The organism is Sphingobacterium sp. UBA7253 (genome assembly GCF_002472745.1).
GTDB classification, from domain to species: domain Bacteria; phylum Bacteroidota; class Bacteroidia; order Sphingobacteriales; family Sphingobacteriaceae; genus Sphingobacterium; species Sphingobacterium siyangense.
The window spans coordinates 28,830-36,557 of the sequence record NZ_DKSP01000149.1 but is presented as its reverse complement, the minus strand read 5'-3'; the positions used below and the strand labels follow the sequence as shown (position 1 = coordinate 36,557).

At 46.3% G+C, this 7,728-nt stretch carries 5 protein-coding genes; all 5 read left to right on the top strand.

Annotated features, from left to right (window positions below; all coding sequences use genetic code 11):
* Positions 1-2,376, top strand: a 2,376-nt coding sequence (locus tag B2X72_RS15570; protein WP_286850519.1) for a SusC/RagA family TonB-linked outer membrane protein, incomplete at its 5' end; no start/stop codon positions are given.
* Between the two features lie 20 nt (positions 2,377-2,396).
* Positions 2,397-4,178 (top strand): RagB/SusD family nutrient uptake outer membrane protein, encoded by a 1,782-nt coding sequence (locus B2X72_RS15565; RefSeq protein ID WP_115049870.1) that lies wholly within the window; start codon positions 2,397-2,399, stop codon positions 4,176-4,178.
* A 1-nt stretch (position 4,179) separates the two neighbouring features.
* Positions 4,180-5,106 carry a sugar phosphate isomerase/epimerase family protein gene (locus tag B2X72_RS15560; protein ID WP_115049872.1) on the top strand — a complete coding sequence of 309 codons (927 nt, stop codon included), beginning with the start codon at positions 4,180-4,182 and terminating at the stop codon, positions 5,104-5,106.
* A gap of 25 nt (positions 5,107-5,131) precedes the next feature.
* The gene (locus B2X72_RS15555) at positions 5,132-6,829 is read left to right on the top strand and encodes a right-handed parallel beta-helix repeat-containing protein (protein WP_115049874.1); all 1,698 of its coding nucleotides are present in this window, start codon (positions 5,132-5,134) and stop codon (positions 6,827-6,829) included.
* A gap of 1 nt (position 6,830) precedes the next feature.
* On the top strand, positions 6,831-7,728 hold an 898-nt coding region (locus B2X72_RS15550), incomplete at its 3' end, for a YdcF family protein (RefSeq protein WP_286850515.1).

The window sequence follows — 7,728 nt, the reverse complement described above, 5'->3', positions numbered from 1 at the left end:
GAGAAACAGACAGACGGAACCTATAAATTTTTCTATAAGACCAACTGGTGGGATTACCTATTTAAAAAATATCAGCCCTCCAACTTCCATAATATCGCCATTTCAGGTGGCAGTGAAAAGTTGAAAGCCTATCTCTCTGGACGTGTATTCAAACGGGAAACGATCAACAATATCAATGACGATGCGAATATGGATCGCCAGAATATGAAATCCAATTTGGTATTCACGCCCAACAGCTGGTTGGAAATTTCAAACAATACGCAGTTCATCAACGAAAAGGATAAAGAATATGGGGGGTACAGTAATGGTCTGGGGGGACTTTGGAGCACGACGACCTGGTATAATCTAATGCCTTTTTACCCCAATTTTGTCGATGGTATTCCAACGGATATCGGTGTGGGTACTGGCGGTCAGGGAGCCAATGCAGGGCTGGAATCCGGAAAAAGCTGGGAGGTACGCAATAGTGAAGAGTTTACCAATACCTTCCGTGTCCTGCTCAAGCCAATGAAAGGCCTACAGGTAAATTTTGATTATAGCAACCGTATCGAAAACTTTTCACGGAGCACACGCCTCAACCCCTTTAGTTACTATTCGGGCAACAAGCTCAATTATACGACAGCAGGGCTCAACCGTCTGACAGAATACCGCTGGAAAGACAAATATAACGCGATGAACCTGTTTGCGACCTACGAAAAAAGTGTGGCGCAAAAACATCAGTTCAAATTATTGGTAGGCTACAATCAGGAATCCTTTGACCGGGACCGTATCGCCGGGGCCATGGACGACCTGCTGATCGAAGATCTATCCAACCTGGCGCTGGGGACTTCCATGTATAGCCTGAGTGGAACAGCTGAAAATTGGGCTATTCAGGGTGTATTTGGCCGTTTTAATTATGCCTACGATAATAAATACCTGCTGGAAATAAATTCACGGTATGATGGTTCGTCACGCTTTCCAAGCGGGAGCCGATGGGGATTTTTTCCCTCCGTCTCATTAGGCTGGCAGCTAGATCGTGAGCACTTCTGGGAATCGATCAAAGGCAGTATACCTACCTTAAAACTCAGAGCTTCTTATGGCAAGCTCGGCAACCAGACTGTAGGTGTCAATACCTTTAAAGAATTGATGACGGTGCAGCAGTTGGCTTGGCTAAATGGAGGCTCCCGTCTTATCGGGGCGAGTACACCGGCACCGTTGCCGAATGTCGTCACCTGGGAACGGACCAAAAGCATTGACTTTGGCGTTGATCTTGGGCTGATCCAGAACAAGCTAAATATCAACTTTGACTGGTATCAGAAGGATGTTGAAGGCATGTATCTTCCGGGGCAGCCACTTCCAGCGGTATTTGGAGCTAATGAACCGCGTGAAAACTATGCTGCTTTGCGCAATAAAGGTTTTGAAGTGGGGGTAAGCTACCAGGATAAATTTGACCTTGCCGGCTCACCCTTTCGTTTCAACATCGCCGCAAATACCACTAATTTTAAAGGGATCATTACGAAATATAATAATCCACAAGGCTTGTTGAGCTCCTATTACGAAGGACAGGTGCTAGGGCAGATCTGGGGATACCATATTGATGGACAGTTTCAGTCCGATGCGGAGGCATTGAGCTACCAGAATAGTTTCCAGGATCCACAATTGTCCCTCTCCAAAGTATATAATGATATTCTGAGTGTGTCGCAAAATAGTGAATGGAATATGTTGCGCGGCGGCGATGTGAAATACGTGGATCTCAATGGTGATGGACGCATCGACAAAGGCGATAATACGCTTGCCAACCACGGTGATATTAAACCCATTGGTAATGCCATGCCGAAATTTCCATTTGGAATCAATATGAGTGCTTCCTGGAATAATTTTGATCTCTCGGCAGCCTTTGCTGGTGTTGCCAAACAGGATTGGTACCCGACAGGAGATTTATACTGGGGTTCCTACCAGCGCCCATATCTTTCCTTTGTACGCAAAGACTTGGTAGATAATGCATGGACGCCGGACAATAAAGGGAACAGGTATCCACAGATCTATCGGGGATACTCGTCGCTGCAGAGTGGAAGGTCGCTGTACGAATTGAACGACTATTACCTGACCAATGTTGGGTTCCTACGGATGAAAAATTTTACGTTGGGATACACCTTACCGCAGAAATGGACAAGGCGCTATAAAGTTGAAAAATTACGGTTTTACTTCAGCGGCGAGAATCTGTTGACCTGGAACTTTGGCCATCTGACGAAGTATATAGATCCCGAACAAGCAGGTGCAATGATCAATTATAATTCGCCTGCAAGTGCCAATGATCCTGCGGATTCCTCGGAGCGGGGACTGCTACGGGACTATCCCATGGGTAAAACTTATTCTTTTGGTTTAATGCTTACGCTTTAATACTTGACAACGCAATGATAATGAAACTTACAACAAACACCTATAAACTACTTGGTCTGTTGATCTTGCTATCGCTGGCAGCTTGTCAGAAAGATTATTTGGACCGTCCCTCGGAGGACCAGGTGGAAGCGCCTTATTTTTTCAATACAGCAAAGGATCTGGAGGTGGCCACCAATGATTTTTACACCTTTTTACCCAATGAATCCTGGTATACAAACGATGGTAATTCGGATAATATGATACCCCTTACGGTTGCCGACCGGATCAAGGGCAATCGAACTGTCCCCGTGGGAAGCGGTTCGGGCGGTTGGTCCTGGAGCCAGTTGCGCAAGATCAATTATTTTCTGGCCAACTACCATAAAGTTCCCGACGCTGTAGCACAAAAGAAATACGGCGGCATAGCCCGTTTTTTTAGAGCGAATTTTTATTACGATAAGGTGAAAACTTTCGGTGACGTGCCCTGGTACGGAAAGGTGCTGAGTGCCAAAGATGAAGACCTTTTCAAGGCTAGGGACACCCGGCAGCTGGTGATGGATTCCATTATGGCCGATCTGGACTATGCGATCGAAAATATACCAGCTGAAAAACAGCTTAACTTGATCACTAAATACACGGCGCTGCTGCTGAAAGCAAGGGTGGCACTCTTTGAAGGAACATTTAGAAAATACCATCAGATCGCAGGACATGAAAAGTTCCTGAATGAGGCTGTTAGTGCATCGACCGAATTGATGAATAGTGGGGCCTATACCTTGTACAGCCAGGGCGGTGCGGATCAAGCCTATCGGAATCTATTCGCCCGAAATAATCAGGATCAGGTGGAGACTATCCTTGCCATTGATTTTGAACTGGGCATGCGTGTGCATGGCCTTGGCTATTCCTTTACCTCAGCAACTTCGGGGGCGTACGGTATCGCCAAAGATATGATCAATAGCTATCTGATGAAGGATGGAAGCCGTTTTACGGATAGATCAGGTTACAAGACCATGGAATTCTATCAAGAAATGCAGAATAGAGATCCAAGGCTTACACAGACAACAGCGGGGCCAGACTTCCGAGCTAACGGCGAAACAGCGAATGAGCCTGTCAACTTGACGATCACCACGACAGGCTACCGTCTGATCAAGGCATTGCCGGATAAATTGCAATGGGGCGTATCGGCCTCCTATTTTGATGTCATCTTATTCCGTTATGCGGAGGCACTGCTGATCAATGCCGAAGCAAAAGCTGAACTTGGGACGATCAGTCAAAGCGACCTTGACTTGACGGTCAATAAGTTGCGTAGCCGTGCGGGGATGCCGATGCTATCCCTCGCTGAAGCGAATGCTAACCCTGACCCCTATCTGCTGGCCATGTATCCCAATGTTGATGCTGGTGCATTCAGGGGAGTTCTTTTGGAAATACGGCGCGAAAGACGGATCGAATTGTTCAACGAAGGACAGCGCTGGGATGACTTAATGCGATGGAAAGCCGGATCCAAACTGAATCAGCCTATTGTCGGGGTTTATTTTCCCGGTATCGGAGCTTATGATTTTACAGGAGATGGCAAGGCGGATGTGTATGTCCATACAGGTAATACATCGGGTGCACCGGGTACGGTGACCACCTTGATCAATATCAATCAGCGGACACTTTGGGACCCAGTTTCGAATACACAGAATGCCAATAAGGGGTCACTTGATCCATTTTATCAACGGGGTAAGTTTGATGAAAAACGTGATTACTATGCACCGATCCCAATCGAAGATATCAAGTTAAACCCAAATTTGAAACAAAATCCTGAATGGGAGAAATTATACAGATAACATGAAACAACTTATTTTTATTTCGATCCTCTGTTATCTTTTGATCCCTGGATATACGTACTGTCAAAAACAGGATCGGCCTGATTATGCCGTTGGCTACTCTCTTGATATCCGGAAGATAGCATTTGAAAAGCTAAAAGCAGACAAAGAAGCTGGTATGGATTATATAGAGATTGCAGGTCTCGGAAGCTTCGTCAATGCAGACCTCAGTTTAAAAATCCCGCAGGCTGAATGGTTGCTTAAATGCGATTCGTTGGCCATTGTACTGAAAAAAGCTGCGGTGAAGGTATGGTCTATCCATATGCCCTTTTCCGCCAAAATAGATATCTCTACGCTGGACGAACAGCAGCGGCAGCAGGTGATGCGAATGCATTTGCAGCTACTGGAAGGTCTTTACCGTCTTCATCCGCAGGTGATTCTGTTTCACCCATCCTATTATCTCGAACCCAACAGACGCGAGGCCCGCAAGGAGCAGCTGGTACGTTCTGTCAATGAGTTGTACACGGCGGTATCGGGGGCAGGGCTTCAACTCGTCATCGAAAATATGCTCGGGCCTTCGCTGACGGTAGGGGAGCGGGAACGACCCCTACTGCGGACCGTAGAAGAATGTCAGGAACTTTTTGCCCGCTTTCCTGATCAGGTTGGCATTGCAGTGGATATGAACCATATTGCACATCCCGAGCGGCTGCTTTTGGCTTTTGGACCGCGCGTCAAGACGCTTCATGTCGCGGATGGGGATGGAACAAAGGAAAGTCACTACCTGCCTTGTAATGGTAAAGGGCAGAATGACTGGAATACCATATTGGCCGCACTGGAAAAAATTAAATATAAAGGTGTATTCATGTTTGAGTGTCATTATGAAACCACAGCCCAGCTGATTGAATGTTACCGTCAGCTGCAGCAGATTTATAGCAACACAAAACAATAAGTAGGTTCAAAAAACATTGATTATAATGAAAAAATCGTTATATATTTTTATGGTTCTTTTGTCTGCCTTAGGCATACAGAGCTGTAAAAAAGATAAAATCGAAAGTGAGCAGCGGCTCCTGGTCGATCGGGATTATATGGAGGTCGGCAGTAGGGCCGATACCTATCAGTTGGACATCTTGGCGAATGCAACGATTACCGTCAGTAGCGACAAAGACTGGATCAAACTGGATAGTACGGTGTATCCCAAAGGGAAAAATAAGATCCGGTTTTCTGTTTCGAAAAATTCGGAGGATGAACGTTCGGCGACTTTGCTGCTCAGGCTGAACGATAATGTATCGCAGGAGATCTTGATTTTGCAGGAATCCGGAAAAGTGCCCGTTTTTTATGTGACTCCCGCAGGTAAGGGAGATGGCAGTTCGTGGAGTAGTGCTACAGATCTCGATCAGGCACTCGAAAAAGCAACGACAGGCAGTACCCTATTCTTGGCCGAGGGAACCTATATTCCAACTAGAACCATTCGCAATGGTGATGTGAATGAGGAATCCGATAAAACCATAGAGATCGCAAAAAATGTCAGCCTAATAGGCGGATACGCGGCCAATGTCAAACCTGGAGATCAGCCCAATCCGGCCTTGTATAAAACCATCTTTCAGGGGAAGCTTTCCAGTGGAAAATCGGTGTTTCACACAGTCACAGTGACGGCAACCCCGGATCCTGAAAATCAGGTTATGCTGGCAAATATCAGCATCAAAGGGGGAAATGCCACCGACCGCAGTGCCAGTACAACGATCGATAACGTAAAATTCAGCCGTGGCCAAGGTGGCGGTATGTTAATTGGTATGGCCAGGGTTCTGCTCAAAAATGTGGAGGTGATTGATAATAAAGCGACCGCAGATAAGGGAACTGCAGGTTTTGCTGCCGGCATCTATGCGTTTTCAGGTGCCCAGCTCAGGTTGGAAAATTGTCGCATCAACAATAATAGCAACAGCGGAAATAACGGTGGCGGACTATGGATCGCCGATGGGTCACTGATTGCCTACGATAGCCAGTTTAATCACAATAGTGCCAAAGGCACCGCAGGGGGCTTACACGCTTATCCAAATGCAGCTATTACACTCTATAATTGTGAGGTGGTTGGCAATTCAAATACATCCTATGGAGCAGGGGTTTATCTGCGTGAAAAATCAAAAGGGGTATTTGTTAATTGCCTGCTGGCTGAAAATTCAAGTACATCAGCCAACGGCGGTGGCGGACTGATGCTGTATGATAACTGTCAGGCAGACGTAATCAGTACAACCATTACCAAGAATGCCGTTGTTGGTCCCGGCGGAGGTGTCTATCGCCGCAGCAATGTCAACAACTTGACTTTGATCAATTCAATCGTTTCGGGCAATATTCAGGCGGGCAGTTCAAGCGATGTTGATGCTTATTCGGATAACATTGCTGTTGTTCCATTAATCCAGCACACTGTTGCTACGAAGGCGGTGTATGGCGCTGATGGAAGCATTGTTCCAAAGCTAAGCTTTGAACCTGCGACCATGCTGAATCCGGATTACCTGCCCATCGGTGCCGAAAATCCGTCCATGAGTTATGGTTTAAGCTCATCCGGATTGCTGGAGCTTGCCAAGAAATATAAGCCGGCATTGGACGATAGTCGCATGCAACAAGATATCAATAATAACCCGCGCTCTTCTACTTGGATGGGTGCAAAAGTGAAATAAGATGAAACAATTAAGCTGTTTATTTATCCTTACCCTTCTTCTATTGGGCAACAGCCGAGCTGCTGAGCACAAGAATATCCTGCTATTATTGGGTTCAGCCGATCCTGAGGTATTGGCCCAGCGGGTAGATGTTGCTGCCCAGCTCTACCATATCCGGCCGATGGATGCTATTGTGGTGTCTGGAGGTTGTGGTGCGCACGGTTCCAAGATTTGTGAAGCTTCGTCCATGGCGCTGCAATTGGTCAGCAAGGGGGTACCTGCGGCATTGATCTTCAAGGAGGAAAACTCCAAGACGACGGTGCAGAATTATATTTTCAGCAGACGCCTCAAAAATAACGCTGGAGAGCGAATCATCCAGCCTGGAGATACGGTGTATGTTGTTTCCAACCACTGGCATGCTATCGCTGTTGCTGCACGCCTGGAAAAATACGATGGGGTGACAGCGAAATTTTTTATTGAAGGTGCTATTCAGCCCAAAAAGGAAGACCGTCTTGATTATGGCGGAATATTTAACGCTTACGATGACAATCATCTTTTTACGTTAAAAGGCACCTGGCTGACACCGGAAGCGGTATGGACAAAAAAAGACAGCACCTATTATCTCACACAGGATATGGTCTACACAACGGATGTAGCTAACACAAGCTATAGTGTCAGTCCAGTGGAGAAGCTGTTTCCTTTTCTGAAAGGGAGTTCAGAGTTTAATCCACCGATATATATTGACGACGTGGTCGTATGGTACATCCTCTTTGATGGCTATTGCCGTAAAGTTTCAAAAAAAGATTTTAAGGTGCTGGATGAACAACCTATTCAGAAATGGCTGACGCTGCCAGACACATTGAACTGGAGCCAAATCAATACAGGGTATATCCAGGGAAAATCATTGGTATTGATCGGAA

Bases quoted from the DNA above. Each gene is read 5' to 3' on its own strand.
- B2X72_RS15565 (WP_115049870.1), top strand. From the start codon at position 2,397: ATGAAACTTACAACAAACACCTATAAACTACTTGGTCTGTTGATCTTG.
- B2X72_RS15560 (WP_115049872.1), top strand. From the start codon at position 4,180: ATGAAACAACTTATTTTTATTTCGATCCTCTGTTATCTTTTGATCCCT.
- B2X72_RS15555 (WP_115049874.1), top strand. From the start codon at position 5,132: ATGAAAAAATCGTTATATATTTTTATGGTTCTTTTGTCTGCCTTAGGC.